The organism is Hydrogenophaga sp. IBVHS1 (assembly GCF_002127265.1).
Classification (GTDB): Bacteria; Pseudomonadota; Gammaproteobacteria; order Burkholderiales; family Burkholderiaceae_C; genus Hydrogenophaga.
The window spans coordinates 1327312-1344428 of record NZ_NFUU01000001.1 but is presented as its reverse complement, the minus strand read 5'-3'; the positions used below and the strand labels follow the sequence as shown (position 1 = coordinate 1344428).

The following is a 17117-nucleotide window of genomic DNA, read 5'->3' as shown; positions in this document are numbered from 1 at the left end:
GCTTCAGGCGTTTAGTCTTGAACGCGGTTGCAGCACGCGCTGGCTGGCGCCAGGCGCATAGCCGAGCAATGCCCGGAAGGTGCGGGTCATGTGGCTCTGGTCGGCAAAGCCGCTCTCTGCAGCAGTAGCGGCCAGAGGCACGCCCTGCGCGATCAGCGCGCGAGCTCGCTCCAGTCGGTAGGCTCGCAGCCATGCGTGGGGAGGGAGGCCATACACCTCGGTGAAGCGGCGCAACAACTGGTAGCGGCTCAGGCCGAGTGGCGCCGACAAGGCTTGCAGCGATGGGGGGTTGAGCACTTCGGCCGCCAGCATGTCGCGCACCTTGCCGATGGATGCCGGTGCGTTCGAAGGCAGGCGGGCCGTGGTGTGATGCGTGAGCACGTGGGTGCACAGAAGCGTCAAGGCCGATTCGTCAGCCAGCCGCGTCAGGCCGTCAGCCGCTTCGCGGGCGCCGCGGTGCGCCCACGCCTTGAACAGCTGCTGCAGCTGAACCACCAACAGTGGGTCCTGCAACACCGGACGGGTGAATTCCACGTCGGCGTCGCTGCTGGCGTCGGTCTGGCCGCCGAGTGAACGCATGAGCTTCACGTCAACATGCAGCATGACCCAGCGGCGGCCTTCTCTCTGGAGGGGAGCGCCGTCATGGACCTCACCAGGGTTGTGCGTCAGCACACTGCCCGCCAGCACATCCACCGGCCCCCGGCCGCTGGCCGAGCGATGGCCGCCTTGCTCCATCACACCAAATCCGAACGTGCTGTGCCAGTGTTTGCCAAATGACCGAGTCGAACTGATCCGGATGGCATGGACACCGGGCAACGAGCTCTGCAAGAGTTCGGCATGCATGGGCGAGGTTGCGCTCGTACTGGACATGTGCTGGTTGCTGCGATCGTTCACCATAACTCTGAAATCCTACATTGCAGAAACACTGCTTGATGCCGACAGTGGCTTCTCGCTCAGTCGATGGTCAGCACGTGACCCAGCATGCCCACGGTCAGCGCGCCTTGCAGCGTGACGCTGATGGTGCGTGGCCAGTTGCAACAAATGAGTTCATCAATCACTTCCGTGTCCTTGCCACCAATCTCCAGATGAGCGTGGCGCGGAGTTTCCACGGCCATCGCAACGAGAAGTCCCACCACGCCCAATGCAATGTTCGCGGCGTGCATCCACTCCGGCATGCCCGGGCCGAATACGGCCAAGGGGATCGGAAACAGAAAGCACGCAAAGCCCGGGGCGGCCATTGCCAGCGAAGCGCGCAATGCATAGAACCGGTGATAGCAGATGTAATCCGTCTCGCCGACACGCTGGAACAAGGGATACAGCACAACCTGTGCGAGCCATACCTGCCCGACAGCCCAGAAGCAGATCCCCGTCCACCCCAGCAGCATGGCTTCTCTCATGCGCGTCCAGCGGACAACGCCGCCGCTTTCTCCAGGCTGATGGCCGTGACCAAGGGGTCGGCATGCCGGTGAGCCAGTGCCCAGTGGCCACCCTCGCGCCGAAACACCAGGGTCACCCGCAGCGCCCAGGGCTGAGCGGTCAGACCTCCCACTTCAGCCACGGTGCGTTCAATGGCGACGAGCACCACCAGGTCGGTTGAGGGATAGGCCTGCACGAGCTCCAGCGTGGAGTCACGCCCGCTATTGAAGAATCGGCCAATCGCTTTCCAGCGCTCGGGAGAAAGCAACGAGCCATGGGTCGGAGGGCCGCCGAAAGGGGCCATCAAGGTGAAGTCAGGGCTGATCCGGATGTGGCTGAAATAGCGGTCAAGGTCGCCCTGCATCAGTGCAGCGTGCGCCTGCGTGGCGCTGTCCAAAAGGGGCGCGAGGATGTCGTCTGAGGTGGCGCTGCGTGGCGTCTCCGCCAGGGCGAGCGTAGGGAGGGCTGCGGCCAGCACGGTGCGGCGAGTGGTGCTCATGATGGAAATCCTTTGATGAGGCTCTGTGCCTCTCGTAGTTGATGGAGGCGCGTAGGATCTGCCCTTCGTCGAGATGCATCAAGCGATATGATTTCAGGAATATGCTGAATGAAATTGATCTGTCGCGTGTCGATCTCAATCTGATGGTGCTGTTTGAGGCCGTCATGCGCGAGCGGCATGTGGGTCGCGCTGCGGAGCGGCTTCACCTCACGCCTTCGGCCGTGAGCCACGGCATCGGGCGGCTGAGACGCCTGCTCAACGATCCCTTGTTCCTGAAGACGCCCAAGGGCGTCACCCCCACGGCCCGAGCAAGCCAGCTCGCTTCGCCAATCACCGAATTGCTGGCACGTACACGCAGCGTGCTGTCGTCCGCAACGCCTTTCGACCCGGCATCGACCACGCGACGGTTCACGATCGGCGCACCCGATGGTTCGTCGGCGGTGTTGTTGTTGCCGCTGCTGGACACATTGAAGACAACGGCGCCCGGCATCGAGATCTCCGTACGGCAACTGATGCCAGTGGCCGGAGAAGTTTCACCAGAAAAGGCATGGCGCACGGCCTGGAGCGAGCTCGACGCTAGGGAAATGGACCTCGCGATCGTCCCGACGGACAGCACACCACTGCGCTTCTCAAGGCACCTGCTTTACGACGAAGACTTCGTGCTCGTGGTGCGCGCTGGAAATCCACTGGCCCGCAAGCCGAGCCTGAAACGGTACCTCGAGGCCCGGCATCTGGTGGTTTCGATAACAGGTGAGCCTCACGGCTTCGTTGACGCCGTGCTGGCCTCCGAAGGACATTCCCGCCGCGTTGCGTGCACCGTGCCGAATTTCATGTTTGCGCTGGCCGTCGTGGCAGAAAGCGATCTGGTCTGCGCCGTCCCTCGCCGCTTCGCACATACGCACGGAGCCCGTTTCGGTCTGAAAGTGATCGAGCCTCCGCTGCCGCTGGGCGGCTTCCACATGAACCTCGTCTTACCCGAAATCGCGATGATGGATGGGGGCGTGGCCTGGCTGGTCGAGCTGCTGCTGACGCAACACAAGTCATAGACCTCGATCGCCCAGGGGCCCCTACACCGGACAAAAAAAAAGCGCCCCGCACGAACGGGGCGCTCTTCCGTCAGTGCTTTGTTACTTGGGCATGATCACCGTGTCGATCACGTGAATGACGCCGTTGTCCGCCGCGATGTCGGTCTTCACCACATTCGCAGCGTCCACCTTGACGCCACCGGTGGTCGACACCGTGAAAGAGCCGCCCTGAACGGTCTTGACCGGGCCAGCCTTCACGTCCTTGGCCATCACCTTGCCAGGAACCACGTGGTACGTGAGCACCTTGGTGAGTGCTGCCTTGTCTTTCAGCAGCGCGTCCAGGGTGGCCTTGGGGATTTTGGCAAACGCTTCGTCCGTCGGGGCGAACACCGTGAACGGGCCAGGGCCCTTCAAGGTGTCAACCAGACCGGCAGCCTGTACCGCCGTCACGAGTGTCTTGAACGAGCCGGCTGCAACGGCGGTGTCCACGATGTCTGCGGCCTGGGCCGAGCCCAGCGAAGCAAACGCCACGAGCGAAGAAATGATCAGTTTTTTCATCGGTAAGTCCTTGAAGAGGGTTGAGGAAGTAGTCGACTGCGCTTTCAAGCGCCTCGTCGCGGTCGAATACTAAACTGCAAAGTCTCTACATAGACTACTTAGTCTGTAAAGATACTTTTCTGTATGGTTATTGGGTGCAAGACGCCGTCCACCGTCCGGCAGGCGGTCCGAGTAACGAACCTCAAACTGCCTGCTCCTCTCAGTAAAAACACCTAGCAATTTTCTGAGGTACGTACCTCAGAATGCCGGCATGGACCCCCGGACACCCCTCAAGGCACGCGCCACGCTGGAAGACGTGGCGCTGGATGCGCAGGTCAGCCTGGCCACGGCGGACCGGGTGGTGAACAAGCGGCCCGGGGTGCGGGAAGCTACGGTGGCGCGGGTGAATGCCGCCGTGCGCCGGCTGGGTTACCGGCCCGACCCTTCTGCTGCCAAGCTGGCGCGCTCGCGCCTTAGACGGGTGGCGTTCCTGCTGCCGGCGGGCAACAACCGGTTCGTGGATTTGCTGGGTGAGCAGATCGAGGCCAATGCCGAATGGATGCGCGACCAGCGCATCGATTCCGAGGTGCTGTCGGTCAACGTGTTCAACCCCGGCGAGCTGGCCAAGGCGTTGCTCGCGCAAGAGGGCCAGCGCGATGCCGTGGTGGTGATGGCGCTCGATCACCCGGTGGTGCGCTCGGCCATCGACCAGCTCACACAAGCCGGCACGGTGGTGATCACGCTGGTGTCGGATGTGCCCTCCTCCACGCGCCAGCATTACGTGGGCATCGACAACACGGCGGCGGGCCGCACGGCCGCCACGCTCATTGGGCGTTTCGTGGGCTCGCGCAAGGCGCAGGTGGCCATCATCCTCGGCAGCCTTTCGCTGCGCGACCACGCCGAGCGGTATTTTGGTTTCAACCAGGTGATGGCGCAGGAGCACCCGCACCTCACGGTGTTGCCGCCGCTCGAAGGGCAGGACGACGCGGGGCGCAACCAGTCGCTGGCTGTGCAGTTGCTGGCCGATCACCCGGATCTGGCCGCCATCTACAGCGTGGGCGCGGGCAATGCCGGCATCTGCCAGGCGCTGCGCGGCGCGGGGCGCGACCAGAACACGGTCTTCGTGGGCCACGAGCTCACCAGCGTGTCGCGCGCGGAGTTGCTCAACGGCACGATGGACGCGGTGATCAACCAGGACGCGGGCCACGAGATCCGCTCTGCCCTGCGCGTCGCCCTGGCGCAGTGGTCGCAGGAGCCGGTGCTGGCGGACCAGGAACGCATCCGCATCGATATCTACCTGAAGGACAACCTGCCGTGATCACCCTCGGCCTGGACCTCGGCACCTCCGGCGTGAAAGCCCTGCTGCTGGACGGCGACAACACGCTGGCCACTGCCACGGCGCCGCTCACCGTGCAGCGGCCGCAGCCGGGGTGGTCTGAGCAGGACCCTGCCGACTGGTGGCGCGCCACCGAGAGCTGCCTGGACGAACTGGCCGCTGCACATCCCCGCGCTTTGGCGGCGGTGAAGGGCATTGGCTTGTCTGGCCAGATGCATGGCGCCACGCTGCTCGACGCCGGGAACAACGTGCTGCGTCCCTGCATCTTGTGGAACGACGCGCGCAGCGGCGCGCAGTGCGCAGAACTGGAAGCGCCGGCCCTGAACCTGCGCCGCCTCACCGGCAACCCGGCCATGGCGGGCTTCACGGCGCCCAAGCTGCTGTGGGTGCGCGAGCACGAGCCGGAGATCTTCGCGCGCATTGCGCGTGTGCTGCTGCCCAAGGCCTGGCTGCGCTGGAAGCTCTGCGGCGAATTCATCGAAGACATGTCCGACGCTTCGGGCACGCTCTGGCTGGATGTGGCGCAGCGTCGCTGGTCGCCCTCGTTGCTGGCGGCTTGCGGCTTGTCTGAAGCGCAGATGCCGCGCCTGGTGGAAGGCTCCGAGCCGGCGGGCCAGTTGCGTGCCGAATGGGTGAAGCGGTGGAAGTTTGATCAGGTTCCGGTGATCGCAGGAGGTGCGGGCGACAACGCGGCGGGTGCCGTGGGCGTGGGCGCGGTGAACGCGGGCGATGCGTTTGTGTCGCTCGGCACATCGGGTGTGCTGTGGGCCACTACCGCCGGCTTCGCGCCCGCGGCCAGCCAGGGCGTGCACGCTTTCTGCCACGCCCTGCCCGACCTGTGGCACCAGATGGGCGTGCAGCTCTCGGCCGCCGCTTCGCTGGCGTGGTGGGCGCGCACCACGGGTGTGAACGAAGCGCGCCTGCTCGATGAGCTGGACCACGCCGACCCCGGCCCCGCGCCCTGCTGGTTCCTGCCCTACCTGAATGGCGACCGCACGCCGCACAACGACAGCACGGTGCGCGGCGGTTTCCTGCAGCTCTCGGCCGACACCGAGCGAACCGACATGACGCAGGCGGTGCTCGAAGGCGTGGCGTTTGCGTTTCGCGATGCGCGCGATGCGCTGGCCACCGCTGGCACGCAACTCACCGAGGCCGACCTGCTCGGCGGCGGCGCCCGCTCGGCGCGCTGGAGTCAGGTGCTGGCCGATGTGCTGGGCATGCCGCTGCACCAGATCGAAGGTGGCGAACACGGCTGCGCGCTGGGCGCGGCGCGGCTGGCGCGCGCAGCGGCCGGTGGCGGCAGCACATTCGGCAAGCCACGCCGGTTGCGCAGCTTTGAACCCGACCGCGAACGTGCCGCCCTTTACGAAGAGGCTCATCTGCGCTGGCAGGCGCTGTATGGCCTGGCGCGACAGGTGGCTTCGCCCCTGCAGACCATTCCATCGGCCATGCCTGCATGAGCCTTTCATTTCCACTGCCCAACACGCTCACAGCGCCATCACCATGACACAGACCCTCGCTCCCGAACCCGTGGCCGCCACCGCCCAGCACAAGGGCTACTTCAGCTTCCGCGAGCCCATTGCCTTCCGGGGCGAAGGCTTCAAGCCCACACCATCCGAACCGCTGGCCTACCAGTACTACGACAAGAACCGCCTGGTGCTGGGCAAGCGCATGGAAGACCAGCTGCGCTTTGCCACCTGCTACTGGCACAGCTTCGGCTGGGGTGGCACCGATCCCTTCGGTGAACCCACCTTCCAGCGCCCCTGGCACGGCGCGGGCGATCCGATGGCGCAGGCGATCCAAAAGGCCGACGTGGCCTTTGATCTCTTCCGCCTGATCGACTCGCCCTTCTTCACCTTCCACGACCGCGATGTGGCCCCTGAGGGCGCCACGCTGCGCGAATCGAACGAGCACCTGAAGCGCATTGAAGGCGTGTTTGAACGCAAGATGGACGAGACCGGCGTCAAGCTGCTCTGGGGCACGGCCAATCTGTTCTCCAACCGCCGCTACCTCGCAGGCGCCGCCACCAACCCCGACCCGGACGTGTTCGCCTACGCCGCCGCGCAGGTGAAGAACGTGATGGAAATGACGCACCGCCTGAAGGGCCAGAACTATGTGCTTTGGGGTGGGCGCGAAGGCTACGAGACGCTGCTCAACACCGACCTGAAACGCGAGCTGGCGCAGCTCGGCCGCTTCCTGAACCTGGTGGTGGAGCACAAGCACAAGATCGGATTCACCGGCCAGATCCTCATCGAGCCCAAGCCGGCCGAACCCACCAAGCACCAGTACGACTACGACGTGGGCACGGTGTTCGGCTTCCTGAAGGCGCATGGGCTGGAGAACGAAGTGAAGGTGAACCTGGAGCAGAACCACGCACTGCTGGCCGGCCACACGTTTGAACACGAAATTGCGCTGGCCGGCGCACTTGGCATCTTCGGCTCGCTCGACATGAACCGCGGCGACGAGATGCTGGGCTGGGACACCGACCAGTTCCCCAACAACCTGCCGCAGGTGGCGATGACGATGTACGAAGTGCTCCGGGCCGGCGGCATTGGCCAGGGCGGCCTGAACTTCGACGCCAAGCTGCGCCGCCAGTCGATCGACGCCGACGACCTGGTGTGGGCCCACGCCACCGCCATGGACCTCTGCGCACGCGCGCTGCTGGTGGCCGAAAAGATGATTCAGGACGGCGCGCTGCAGCGCCATGTGGAGAGCCGTTACCAGGGCTGGGATTCGCCACGCGGCCGCGCCATTCTGAACGGCGAACGCTCGCTGGACGCACTGGCGCGCGAAGTGGAGGCCGATGGCCTGGAACCGCAGCCGCGCTCGGCGCAGCAGGAGCGGCTGGAGCACCTGGTCAACAGCTACCTCTGAACATCGCCGCTCAACAGAACACCGCAAGACAAGGAGACATCACTCATGGCCACCAACATCAAAGGCCCCGGCATCTACCTCGCGCAGTTCGCCAGCGACACCGCGCCGTTCGACTCATGGGCGTCCATCACCCAATGGGCCGGCGGCCTGGGTTTCGAGGGCGTGCAGATCCCGTCGTGGGACAAGCGAATTTTCGACATGGACAAGGCCGCTGAATCGCAGACCTACTGCGACGAAATCGCAGGCGTGGCACGCGAGAACGGCGTGGCCATCACCGAACTCGGCACGCACCTGCAGGGCCAGCTGGTGGCCGTGCACCCGGCTTACGACGAAGCCTTCGACGGCTTCGCACCCGAGGCGTTTCGCAAGAACCCCAAGGCGCGCCAGGCCTGGGCGGTGGAGCAGATGAAGCTCTCGGCCAAGGCCTCGCAGCGCCTGGGCCTGAAGAGCAACGTGAGTTTTCCCGGTGCGCTGGCCTGGCCGTTCCTGTACCCGTGGCCACAGCGCCCGGCAGGTTTGATCGACGCCGCCTTCGACGAACTCGCCAAGCGCTGGAAGCCGATCTTCGATGCGTTTGAAGACGCCGACTGCAATGTGTGCTTCGAGCTGCACCCCGGTGAAGACCTGTTCGACGGCACCACCTTCGAGATGTTCCTGGAGCGCGTGAACAACCACCCGCGCTGCTGCATCAACTACGACCCTTCGCACTTCCTGCTGCAGCAGCTCGACTATCTGGAGTTCATCGACATCTACCACGAGCGCATCAAAGCGCTGCACATCAAGGACGCCGAGTTCCGCCCCACCGGCCGACAGGGTGTGTACTCCGGTTACCAGCCGTGGGTGGAGCGTGCCGGGCGCTTCCGCTCGCTGGGTGATGGGCAGGTGGACTTTGGCGCCATCTTCTCCAAGATGGCGCAGTACAACTACGACAGCTGGGCGGTGCTCGAATGGGAGTGCTGCCTGAAACACCCGGAGGCTGGTGCGGCCGAAGGCGCGGAGTTCATTCGCAAGCACATCATCCGTGTCACAGAAAAAGCCTTCGACGATTTCGCGGGTGGCGATACCGACCCTGCGCAATTGCGCCGCATGCTCGGCCTGCAGGAGGCCGGCCAATGACGATCGAAGCCGGTTCCACAGCGGAAGGCGCAGGCCGCCGCATCCGCCTGGGCATGGTGGGCGGTGGCGAAGGTGCTTTCATTGGCGCGGTTCACCGCATCGCCGCGCGGCTGGACGATCACTACGAGCTGGTGGCCGGTGCGCTTTCTTCCACGCCCGAGAAGGCCCTGCGCTCGGCGCAGGCGCTGGGTCTTGCGCGTGCGTACCCTGATTTCCGCACCATGGCGCGTGAGGAAGCGGCGCGCGGAGCGGATGGCATCGAGGCCGTGGCCATCGTCACACCCAACGATCAGCACGCGCCCGCGGCCGAAGCGTTCCTGGAGGCCGGCATCCACGTGATCTGCGACAAGCCAGTGACCACGACGCTGGCCGAAGCGCAGCGCCTGCGTGAACTGGCCAAGGCCAAAGGCCGCCTGCTGGCCGTGACCTACAACTACAGCGGGTACCCCATGGTGCGGCACGCTCGCCGGCTGGTGCGCGAGGGTGCCCTGGGCCAGATCCGAGTGGTGCAGGTGGAGTACGCGCAAGACTGGTTGACCGAACCGCTCGAATCCAGCGGGCAGAAGCAGGCCGCCTGGCGCACCGACCCGGCCCGTGCGGGCGCAGGCGGCTGCATTGGCGATATCGGCACGCACGCCTACCAGCTGGCGGCCTTTGTGAGCGGCTTGCACACGCAATCGCTCTGCGCGGAACTCAGCGCCTTCGTACCCGGCCGCGTGCTGGACGACAACGTGCAGGTGATGCTGCGCTTTGCGGGTGGCGCGCGCGGCTCGCTGTGGGCCAGCCAGGTGGCGCCGGGCAACGAGAACGGCCTGCGCCTGCGCATCTACGGCGACAAGGCCGGACTCGAATGGCGGCAGGAACACCCGAACCAGCTGCACTGGTCGCCGTTCGGCCAGGCCACACAGATCATTTCGCGCGGCACGGGGGCGGCCAACGCCGACGCAGCCCGCGTCTCGCGCCTGCCCTCTGGCCACCCGGAGGGTTACCTCGAAGGCTTCGCCACGGTCTACGCTGAAATTGCGCAGGCCCTGCGCGCCGCGCGCGACGGCTCGGCGCTGTCGCCCGAGGTGGTGTTCCCCACCATCGAAGACGGCGTGCACGGCATGGCCTTCATTGAAGCTGCGGTGCGATCGTCGTCGAAGGGTGGGCAATGGGTGGAGGTGGCTGCGTGAGCCTTAGCGTGCGCTTCAACGACGTCGTAAAGGACTTCGGGCCGGTGCGCGTGCTGCACGGCGTGAGCTTCGAGCTTGCGCCCGGGCGCATGGTGGGCCTGCTGGGCGAGAACGGCGCGGGCAAGTCCACGCTGATGAAGATCCTCTCGGGCTACGAATCGCTGTCCGGCGGCAGCCTGGAGGTGGATGGCGTGGTGCGGCATTTCGCCAGCTCGCGTGACGCGGAAGAAGCCGGCATCGTGCTGATTCACCAGGAGTTCAACCTGGCCGACGACCTGACCGTGGCGCAGAACATCTTTCTGGGCCGGGAGCTGCGGCGCGGCTGGCTGCTGGACGAAGCGGGCATGCGAAGCGCCGCACGCAAGGTGCTGCAGCAGGTGGGGCTGGACATCGACCCCGACACCCGCGCACGCGATCTCATCGTGGCGGAGAAACAGCTGGTGGAAATTGCCAAGGCGCTCTCGCGCAACGCGCGCCTGCTGGTGATGGACGAACCCACCGCCACGCTCACGCCTTCGGAAACGCAGCGCCTGTTTGCGCTCATTGCGCAGTTGCGGGCCCAGGGCGTCACGGTGATCTACATCTCGCACAAGCTCGACGAGGTGGAGCGCGTGACGGATGAGATTGTGGTGATGCGCGACGGCCGCTTCGTGGCGCGCGGCCCCACGGCCGAGCACACGCGGCACCAGATGGCCAACCTGATGGTGGGCCGCGAACTCTCCGACATGTTTCCGCCGCGCGTGGCACCGCCGGCCGGCGAGCCATTGCTCTCGGTGAAGAACGTGACCGTGCCCGGTTGGGCAAAGAACGTGAGCTTCGACGTGCGCCCCGGCGAGATTCTGGGCTTTGCGGGGTTGGTGGGCGCCGGTCGTACGGAACTCTTTGAAGGCCTGCTGGGCCTGCGCCCGCGCACTGGCGGCGAAATGCTGCTGGCCGGCCGCCCCGTGCATTTCAGGAATCCCCGCGAAGCCGCTCACGAGGGGCTGACTTACCTCAGCGAAGACCGCAAGGGCTGCGGCCTGCACATCCGCATGTCGCTGCAGGAGAACCTGACGCTCATGGACCTGGACCGCCATGCGAAGCCGATGCTCGACCCGCGCTCCGAACGCCGCGCGCTGGAAAAAGCCGTGGCCGATTTCGGCATCCGCACCGGCTCGCTGGATGCGCCGGCGGGCTCGCTCTCTGGCGGCAACCAGCAAAAGCTGGCCATGGCCAAGGTGCTGCAGCCCGACCCGCGTGTGGTGGTGCTCGACGAACCCACGCGCGGGGTGGACGTGGGCGCCAAGCGCGACATCTATTTTCTGGTCCAGCGCCTTGCGGCCGAAGGGCGCGGCGTGGTCGTGATCTCTTCCGAACTCATGGAGCTGATCGGCCTGTGCCACCGCGTGGTGGTGATGCGCGCCGGCGCCGTGCAGACCACGCTGGACGCCGACCACCTGACCGAAGAGGCGCTGATCGCGCATGCCACCGGAACACACTGAAATGAACCAGAACGCCGTTCAAGCTGTCGAAGCCCCGCCCACCCAAGGCCGCCAACCTTTGCGGCAATTCCTGCGCGACGCCGGCCCCATCGTTGGCCTGGTGTTGCTGTGCATCGCCGGCACCTTGCTCAACCCCGATTTCGCGACCTGGGACAACGCGATGAACGTGCTCACACGCACCGCCTTCATCGGCATCATCGCGGTGGGCATGTGCTTCGTCATCATCTCCGGAGGCATCGACCTCTCGGTGGGCTCCATGGCCGCGCTCATTGCGGGCTGCATGATCATGGTGATGAACTGGGTCGCGCCGATGGTGGGCAGCCCGGTGGCTGCCGTGCTGGTGGGCATGGCGATTGCACTCATCCTCGGAGCCGCGTTTGGCCTCGCGCACGGGGTGCTCATCACCAAGGGGCGCATCGAGCCCTTCATCGTCACGCTGGGCACGCTCGGCATCTTTCGCGCCTACCTCACCTACTTCTCGAACGGCGGCGCGCTCACGCTCGACAACGAACTGGGCGACACCTACGGCCCGGTGTACTACGGTGCCTGGCTGGGCATCCCCATTCCCATCTGGGTGTTCCTGGGTGTGGCGCTGGCCGGCGCCCTGCTGCTCAACCGCACTCGCTATGGCCGCTACGTGCAGGCCATCGGCTCCAACGAACAGGTGGCGCGCTACGCCGCCGTGGCGGTGGACCGCATCAAGATCCTCACCTACGTGCTGCTTGGCGTGTGCGTGGGCATTGCCACCCTGCTCTACGTGCCGCGCCTGGGCTCGGCATCGCCCTCCACCGGCCTGCTCTGGGAGCTCGAAGCCATCGCGGCTGTGATAGTGGGCGGCACCGCGCTCAAGGGCGGCCAGGGCCGCATCGTGGGCACCGTGGTGGGTGCCGTGCTGCTCTCCGTGATCGGCAACATCCTCAACCTCACCAGCATCATCAGCGTGTACCTGAACGCGGCGGTGCAGGGTTTCGTGATCATCGTCGTGGCCTTCCTCCAAAGAGGGCGACGATGAATTCCCCGGCAACGCAGCCATTCGGCCGGCGAGCCATTTCAGCCTCGAGAACCTAGCAAGGAGACATCATGAACAGACGCCTTTTTTCTGCCATTTCACTGGCCATCGCCACCCTCGTCACCGCCCCTTCAGCTTTCGCCCAGAACAAGATGGTGATGGGCGTGTCTATTCCCGCCGCCACCCACGGCTGGACCGGCGGCGTCGTCTATTGGGCCAACCGCACCAAGGCCGAACTCGAGAAGCAGTACCCCGGCTCTTCCGTCATCGTGAAGACCGCAGGCTCTGCCGCCGAGCAGGCCAACCAGGTGCAGGATCTGCAGACCGTCAACAAGATCGACACGCTGGTGATCCTGCCGTTTGAGTCCGCACCGCTCACCAAGCCGGTGGGCCAGGTCAAGAGCAAGGGCGTGTTCGTGACGGTGGTGGACCGTGGCCTCACCGACCCCACCGCGCAAAACGCGTATGTGGCCGGTGACAACCCCGGCTTCGGCAAGGTGGCCGGCGAGTACATGGCCAAGGCCATGGGCGGCAAGGGCAACGTGGTGATCCTGCGTGGCATTCCCACCGTGATCGACAACCAGCGCGTGGACGCGTTCAACGCGGTGATGAAGGCGAATCCGAACATCAAGGTGCTGGACGCCAAGCACGGCAACTGGAACCGCGACGACGCCTTCAAGGTGATGCAGGACTACCTGACCCGCTTCAAGCAGATCGACGCCGTGTGGGCTTCAGACGACGACATGGCGGTAGGCGTGCAGAAAGCGATTGAACAGGCCAAGCGCACCGACGTGAAGCTGGTGCTGGGCGGCGCGGGCTCCAAGGACTACATCAAGAAGGTGATGGATGGCGACAAGGTCGTCACCGCCGATGTGACCTACTCGCCCAGCATGATCGCCGACGCCATGAAGCTCACCGCCGAGTCGCGCGTGAAGGGCACCGCCATGCCCGCCACCACCACCATTCCTTCGGTACTCATCACCAAGGAAAACGCGTCGAAGTACTACTTCCCCGACTCGCCGTTCTAAGCCGGCCCTGACCCTGCCACCCGCATCGCGAGTTGCCACAGCGCAACCCGGTGCGCGGCGGCCAGGGCATCGGGCGAGGCATCGCTCAGGTCCACCTTGAAATCAGCGGCACCCAGTACGGGTGCGGCAGCGCCAGCGCCTACGCTGGTCAACCCCCAGCGCGCCTGAAGGCGCAGCGTGCGCTGCGCGGCATCGGCCATCAGCGTCACGATCTCCACACGCAGCATTCGGCCCACCGCCACACCCCCCGGTGCAGGTGCGCGCCACACCAGGCCTTCACCGCGCAGCAGCGCCAGATCAGAAGCCAGCAGGCGTGGAATGCTGTCGCGCAGCGGCTCGGCCCAGCGGTGGCCGGTGAGCGGCTGCAAGCCTGCAGCTCCGCTCGCCACCATCAGGGTGTCGCGGTCCAGCGAGCCCGGCATGTCGACCGCGCTGGCCACTTCCCACACCGCCCCATCGCCGGGGCGCGGCGCGGGCCGTGGTGCCGGCGGCTCGCTGCGGAGTTCGTACCAGCGGGTGGAAGGTGCGGGGTTGCCGGCGCAGGCCGCCAGCAAAAGCGTCGAGGCGCAAACGCCTCCCAGGATCAATCTTCTCTTCATTCGGGAACCCTCCGGCCACGCAGCAGTGAATCAGGTTGTTGTTCGAGCGCTTCGGCGAGGTCGCGCAAGGCGCGCGCGGCGCGAGACAGATCGCCCAGTGCCTGGTCGGCGCCGGTCATGAGGCGCGAGTCGCCCGAGGTGGCTTGTCGAAGCGCCGTGGCGGTGCGTGCCACCTCGTCGGCCGCGCGCTGCAGGTTGGTCACCAGCGGCGCGTTGGGCGCCAGCAGTTCAGAAACCTGATTGGAGGTTTTGCCCAGCCCCGTTGCGGTGTTGTTCACCGATTGCGCGGCCTGCCCCATGCCGTCCATGGCCTTGCGGGTTGACTCCAGCGAACGCTGCAGCTCATTCGCCAGCGGATCGATGCGTTTGTCCAGGCGATCCGAGATGCGCTTGAAGGTGGACGTGATGGCGGCCAGGTCGTCCATCGCCTGCTTGAGCTGCGGGCCGCCCACCACTGCGCGCGCCGACGACGCAATGGCGGAAATGTCTTCAGCAATGCGGCGGAAGTCCATGCCGTCGAACTGCTCGCGCAGGTTCTGGATGGCGGTGGCCGTGGTGGGAATCTCGATCTCGGCGCGGCGGTTGCTTCCGCGCAACTTGCCCTCCAGCTTGGGGCGCAAGTCCAGGTCGACGTACAGCAGGCCGGTGAGCAGGCTCTGCATGGACAACTGCGCGCTCAAACCCCGCTCCACCAGCGCGGGCAGCGCCGGCTCCGAGCCACGCTTGCCGTCGAGCCCGCTCACCGCGTTGCTGTCGAGCACGGCCACCACGGGAATGGCGTAGCTGTCGTTCTTGCGGTCGTAGAAGATGTCGATGGATTCCACGCTGCCGACCCTCACGCCCCGAAACACCACCGGTGCACCGACCTGCAGGCCATACACCGACCCGCTGAAGTACATGACGGTGCGCTCCTTGCGCGTGAACAGGTTGTTGCCTGCGAGGGCGATGATGGCGATGGCAATCAAAGCGATGCCGGCCACCACGAAAGTGCCGATCAGCGTGGCGCTGGCCTTGCGTTTCATGTCGAGGTCTCCTGAGGAATCGGTGCGCCGCGCCGCAGGAAATTCTGCACGCCTTCGGGGCCGCTGCGCCGCAGTTCTTTGGGTGGGCCAAGTGCGGTCATGGTCTTGGTTTCGGCGTCGAGGAACAGCAGCCGATCGGCCACGGTGAAGATGCTTTCGAGTTCGTGGCTGACCATCACCACGGTGGTGTGCAGGTCGTTGCGAAGGTGCAGGATGAGCTCGTCCAGGTTGGCCGAGGCCAGTGGGTCCAGCCCGGCAGAAGGCTCGTCGAGAAACACCAGCGGCGGATTCAGCGCCAGCGCACGGGCAATGGCCGCGCGCTTCTTCATGCCGCCGCTGAGGGTGGCGGGCTCGGCATCGAAGCTGCCACCCAGCCCTACCAGCGCCAGCTTGAAGCGCGCTTCGTGTTCGCACTGCTCGGGCGCCATGTCGGTGAAGAGCTGCATGGGCAACATCACGTTTTCACCCACGGTCATGCTGCTCCACAGCGCACCGGCCTGAAACGTGACGCCGAAAGTCTGCATGAGCTTGCGCTGCTCGGCCGCATCGGCCGCGTAAAGATCACGGTCGCCATAGATCACCTGCCCCGTTGCGGGCGCCTGCAAGCCGATGAGGTGGCGCAGCAGCGTGCTCTTGCCGCACCCGCTGCCACCGGCAATGGCGAGCACCTCGCCGGGCAGGATGTCGAAGTCGAGGTCGCGCTGAATCACCTTCGGGCCAAAGGCCATGGTGAGGTTTCTCACGCTCACCAGAGGCTCTGCCGAAGCAGGCGCGGCGGCAGAGGCAACTGTGGGTTCCTGAAGTGTTTCCATCTAGAAATCGAGCCTTTGAAACACGACCGTGAGCGCCGAAGCGGCCACCACGATCCAGACGATGGCTTGCACCACCGACGCGGTGGTGGCATCGCCCACGGCCTGCGCGCTGCGCCCGGCAGAGAGGCCTTGCAGGCAACCCGCCAGCGCCACCAGAACTGAATACACCGTGCCCTTGATCAACCCCACCAGCACATGCGGCAGGGTGAGCGCCTCCACGCTGGAATACACGTACTCCAGCGGCGTGACACCGTAGATGCCCACAGCCACCAGCCAGCCCACCGCCATGCCCACCAGCGCACCGAACGCGGTGAGCATGGGGCCGACAATGAGGAGTGCGAGCACGCGTGGAAGCACCAGGAAATCCACCGGGTTCACGCCCATGGTGGCGAGTGCGTCCACCTCTTCGTTGGCGCGCATGCTGCCGATCTGCGCCGCAAAGGCTGCGCCCACGCGCCCAGCCAGCACGATGCCCACCAGCAAAGCCGCCACTTCACGCACCACGCCCACGGTGACCAGGTCGGCGATGTAGGTCTGCGCGCCAAAACGCTGGAGTTGCGCCGCGCCCATGTAGGCCACGATCAGCCCCACCAGGAAGCTCACGAGGGCGATGATGGGCAGGCTGCGCGGCCCTGTCTGTTCGATCTGCCACAGAAGGTCTGATCCCCGCATGTCGCACTTGCCGCGAAACAGGCGGCCGACGGAGAGCAACACTTCGCCGAAGAAGGTCAGCGCCTTGCGTTTGTCGACCCACCACGCGGCGGTGCGCGTGCCCAGGCGAGTGACTCGGCCTGGCGGGTCGGCAGGGACTGCCGCGGCCAGCGGCGGCGTGCCGTTCAACGCCAGCGAAACAATCTCCTGCAAGCCTTCGGGCAGGTCGCGAAGATCGACCGACACGTCTCGTTGCGCAAGCGGTTCGAGCTGCATCCAGAGCCGAGACGCCAGTGCGGCATCCCACGCGCCCAGACCAGCCGCGTCGATGCGCACCGATTGCATGTCGGTCGCGGGAAGTTCGGGAAATGTGGGGGCAGAGGCCGTCCAGTTGCCAGCCAGACGCAGCACCCACGCATCGCCCTGCGCGTCCCAATGAGCCTCGGGGGCCTGCGCCGTGTCACGCACCTCCATGGCGGGTGAAGAGGTATTTCCAGCGGGGGCATGGTGCACGGAGGAATCCATTCATGCTCGGAG

The 17117-nt window shown here is 65.6% G+C and carries 17 protein-coding genes; 9 read left to right on the top strand and 8 right to left on the bottom strand.

The window, feature by feature from the left end:
• Positions 1-3: 3 nt before the first annotated feature.
• The 3 genes from CAP37_RS06485 to CAP37_RS06475 all read right to left on the bottom strand — a co-directional run bounded on the left by CAP37_RS06485 (position 4) and on the right by CAP37_RS06475 (position 1915).
• Positions 4-870: an AraC family transcriptional regulator gene (locus CAP37_RS06485; RefSeq protein WP_256926890.1), complete on the bottom strand. Its 867-nt coding sequence runs from the start codon at positions 868-870 to the stop codon at positions 4-6.
• Between the two features lie 83 nt (positions 871-953).
• The gene (locus CAP37_RS06480) at positions 954-1385 is read right to left on the bottom strand and encodes a hypothetical protein (RefSeq protein ID WP_218776828.1); all 432 of its coding nucleotides are present in this window, start codon (positions 1383-1385) and stop codon (positions 954-956) included.
• Positions 1386-1393: 8 nt separating this feature from the next.
• A complete protein-coding gene (locus CAP37_RS06475; RefSeq protein WP_086123423.1) occupies positions 1394-1915 on the bottom strand; it encodes a nuclear transport factor 2 family protein in 522 nt (173 codons plus the stop codon).
• Positions 1916-1956: 41 nt separating this feature from the next.
• Here CAP37_RS06475 and CAP37_RS06470 point away from each other — a divergent pair, with 41 nt between their 5' ends.
• Positions 1957-2961 (top strand): LysR family transcriptional regulator, encoded by a 1005-nt coding sequence (locus tag CAP37_RS06470; RefSeq protein ID WP_256926989.1) that lies wholly within the window; start codon positions 1957-1959, stop codon positions 2959-2961.
• A gap of 81 nt (positions 2962-3042) precedes the next feature.
• Here CAP37_RS06470 and CAP37_RS06465 read toward each other — a convergent pair whose 3' ends face one another.
• Positions 3043-3498: a fasciclin domain-containing protein gene (locus tag CAP37_RS06465; protein WP_086123421.1), complete on the bottom strand. Its 456-nt coding sequence runs from the start codon at positions 3496-3498 to the stop codon at positions 3043-3045.
• Between the two features lie 250 nt (positions 3499-3748).
• Between CAP37_RS06465 and CAP37_RS06460 the strand changes: the two genes are divergently transcribed.
• From CAP37_RS06460 to CAP37_RS06425, 8 genes are all read left to right on the top strand, one after another.
• Complete coding sequence (locus CAP37_RS06460; RefSeq protein WP_086123420.1) at positions 3749-4795, top strand: LacI family DNA-binding transcriptional regulator; 1047 nt, start codon at positions 3749-3751, stop codon at positions 4793-4795.
• Entirely contained in the window at positions 4792-6273 is a 1482-nt protein-coding gene (gene xylB, locus CAP37_RS06455) for a xylulokinase (RefSeq protein WP_256926889.1), read from the top strand. The genes CAP37_RS06460 and xylB overlap by 4 nt, the downstream gene beginning before the upstream one ends.
• A gap of 43 nt (positions 6274-6316) precedes the next feature.
• Positions 6317-7687 (top strand): xylose isomerase, encoded by a 1371-nt coding sequence (xylA, locus tag CAP37_RS06450; protein ID WP_086123419.1) that lies wholly within the window; start codon positions 6317-6319, stop codon positions 7685-7687.
• A 45-nt stretch (positions 7688-7732) separates the two neighbouring features.
• Positions 7733-8803: a sugar phosphate isomerase/epimerase gene (locus tag CAP37_RS06445; protein ID WP_086123418.1), complete on the top strand. Its 1071-nt coding sequence runs from the start codon at positions 7733-7735 to the stop codon at positions 8801-8803.
• Positions 8800-9978, top strand: a complete 1179-nt coding sequence (locus CAP37_RS06440) for a Gfo/Idh/MocA family protein (RefSeq protein ID WP_086123417.1) — start codon at positions 8800-8802, stop codon at positions 9976-9978. Before CAP37_RS06445 ends, CAP37_RS06440 begins: the two co-directional genes overlap by 4 nt.
• Positions 9975-11459 carry a sugar ABC transporter ATP-binding protein gene (locus CAP37_RS06435; RefSeq protein ID WP_086124851.1) on the top strand — a complete coding sequence of 495 codons (1485 nt, stop codon included), beginning with the start codon at positions 9975-9977 and terminating at the stop codon, positions 11457-11459. The genes CAP37_RS06440 and CAP37_RS06435 overlap by 4 nt, the downstream gene beginning before the upstream one ends.
• Before the next feature lies 1 nt (position 11460).
• Complete coding sequence (locus tag CAP37_RS06430; RefSeq protein WP_373271054.1) at positions 11461-12471, top strand: ABC transporter permease; 1011 nt, start codon at positions 11461-11463, stop codon at positions 12469-12471.
• A gap of 68 nt (positions 12472-12539) precedes the next feature.
• Positions 12540-13496: a substrate-binding domain-containing protein gene (locus CAP37_RS06425; protein ID WP_086123415.1), complete on the top strand. Its 957-nt coding sequence runs from the start codon at positions 12540-12542 to the stop codon at positions 13494-13496.
• Here the strand turns inward: CAP37_RS06425 and CAP37_RS06420 are convergent.
• From CAP37_RS06420 to CAP37_RS06405, 4 genes are read right to left on the bottom strand one after another with little or no spacing between them, the layout of a single operon-like run.
• Positions 13493-14095 carry a membrane integrity-associated transporter subunit PqiC gene (locus tag CAP37_RS06420; RefSeq protein ID WP_086123414.1) on the bottom strand — a complete coding sequence of 201 codons (603 nt, stop codon included), beginning with the start codon at positions 14093-14095 and terminating at the stop codon, positions 13493-13495. The two genes, CAP37_RS06425 and CAP37_RS06420, sit on opposite strands and share 4 nt — an antisense overlap.
• On the bottom strand, positions 14092-15117 hold the full coding sequence (locus CAP37_RS06415; RefSeq protein WP_086123413.1) for an MlaD family protein: 1026 nt from the start codon (positions 15115-15117) through the stop codon (positions 14092-14094). Before CAP37_RS06415 ends, CAP37_RS06420 begins: the two co-directional genes overlap by 4 nt.
• Positions 15114-15929, bottom strand: a complete 816-nt coding sequence (locus tag CAP37_RS06410; protein ID WP_086123412.1) for an ABC transporter ATP-binding protein — start codon at positions 15927-15929, stop codon at positions 15114-15116. Before CAP37_RS06410 ends, CAP37_RS06415 begins: the two co-directional genes overlap by 4 nt.
• On the bottom strand, positions 15930-17105 hold the full coding sequence (locus CAP37_RS06405; protein ID WP_256926888.1) for an ABC transporter permease: 1176 nt from the start codon (positions 17103-17105) through the stop codon (positions 15930-15932).
• Between the last annotated feature and the right edge of the window lie 12 nt (positions 17106-17117).

Coding starts and splice junctions, on each gene's coding strand:
- CAP37_RS06485 (WP_256926890.1), bottom strand. CDS start 870: ATGTCCAGTACGAGCGCAACCTCGCCCATGCATGCCGAACTCTTGCAG.
- CAP37_RS06480 (WP_218776828.1), bottom strand. CDS start 1,385: ATGCTGCTGGGGTGGACGGGGATCTGCTTCTGGGCTGTCGGGCAGGTA.
- CAP37_RS06475 (WP_086123423.1), bottom strand. CDS start 1,915: ATGAGCACCACTCGCCGCACCGTGCTGGCCGCAGCCCTCCCTACGCTC.
- CAP37_RS06470 (WP_256926989.1), top strand. CDS start 1,957: ATGGAGGCGCGTAGGATCTGCCCTTCGTCGAGATGCATCAAGCGATAT.
- CAP37_RS06465 (WP_086123421.1), bottom strand. CDS start 3,498: ATGAAAAAACTGATCATTTCTTCGCTCGTGGCGTTTGCTTCGCTGGGC.
- CAP37_RS06460 (WP_086123420.1), top strand. CDS start 3,749: ATGGACCCCCGGACACCCCTCAAGGCACGCGCCACGCTGGAAGACGTG.
- xylA (WP_086123419.1), top strand. CDS start 6,317: ATGACACAGACCCTCGCTCCCGAACCCGTGGCCGCCACCGCCCAGCAC.
- CAP37_RS06445 (WP_086123418.1), top strand. CDS start 7,733: ATGGCCACCAACATCAAAGGCCCCGGCATCTACCTCGCGCAGTTCGCC.
- CAP37_RS06440 (WP_086123417.1), top strand. CDS start 8,800: ATGACGATCGAAGCCGGTTCCACAGCGGAAGGCGCAGGCCGCCGCATC.
- CAP37_RS06430 (WP_373271054.1), top strand. CDS start 11,461: ATGAACCAGAACGCCGTTCAAGCTGTCGAAGCCCCGCCCACCCAAGGC.
- CAP37_RS06425 (WP_086123415.1), top strand. CDS start 12,540: ATGAACAGACGCCTTTTTTCTGCCATTTCACTGGCCATCGCCACCCTC.
- CAP37_RS06420 (WP_086123414.1), bottom strand. CDS start 14,095: ATGAAGAGAAGATTGATCCTGGGAGGCGTTTGCGCCTCGACGCTTTTG.
- CAP37_RS06415 (WP_086123413.1), bottom strand. CDS start 15,117: ATGAAACGCAAGGCCAGCGCCACGCTGATCGGCACTTTCGTGGTGGCC.
- CAP37_RS06410 (WP_086123412.1), bottom strand. CDS start 15,929: ATGGAAACACTTCAGGAACCCACAGTTGCCTCTGCCGCCGCGCCTGCT.
- CAP37_RS06405 (WP_256926888.1), bottom strand. CDS start 17,105: ATGGATTCCTCCGTGCACCATGCCCCCGCTGGAAATACCTCTTCACCC.